General features: G+C 67.1%; 1 protein-coding gene. It reads left to right on the top strand.

Annotated elements, in window-relative coordinates; all coding sequences use genetic code 11:
• Positions 1-668: beta-ketoacyl [acyl carrier protein] synthase domain-containing protein (locus AC0NZQ_RS21840; protein ID WP_474532238.1), on the top strand; the 668-nt coding region annotated here is incomplete at both ends.

The raw sequence follows: 668 nt of genomic DNA, 5'->3' as shown, positions 1-668 counted from the left end.
GGTATTGCGCCGGATTCGTTGCGGGGTTCGGCGACGGGTGTGTTTGCGGGGGTGTTCGGGTCTGGTTATGGCGGTGGTGTGGCGGGGGCGTTGCGGGGTGTGGGTGGGGGGCATTTGTTGACGGGTGTGTCGACGAGTGTGTTGTCGGGTCGGGTGTCGTATTCGTTGGGGTTGCAGGGTCCGGCGGTGTCGGTGGATACGGCGTGTTCGTCGTCGTTGGTGGCGGTGCATGTGGCGGTGCGGGCGTTGCGTGCTGGTGAGTGTGATTTGGCGTTGGCTGGTGGGGTGACGGTGCATGCCTCGCCGGAGTGGTTGGTGTGGTTTGCCGAGCAGGGTGGGTTGGCTGGTGATGGTCGGTGTAAGGCGTTTTCGGCGTCGGCGGATGGGATGGGGATGGCCGAGGGTGCCGGGGTGGTGGTGTTGGAGCGGTTGAGTTCGGCGCGGCGTGCGGGTCGTCGGGTGTTGGCGGTGGTGCGGGGTTCGGCGGTGAATTCGGATGGGGCGTCGAATGGGTTGACGGCGCCGAATGGGGTGGCGCAGCAGCGGGTGATTCGGGCGGCGTTGGCTGATGCGGGGGTGTCGGCGTCGGGTGTGGATGTGGTGGAGGCGCATGGGACGGGGACGCCGTTGGGTGATCCGATCGAGGCGCAGGCGTTGGTGGGGGTGTA

This window comes from Jatrophihabitans sp. sgz311053 (genome assembly GCF_056135305.1).
This window is presented reverse-complemented; position numbering and strand designations above follow the sequence as displayed.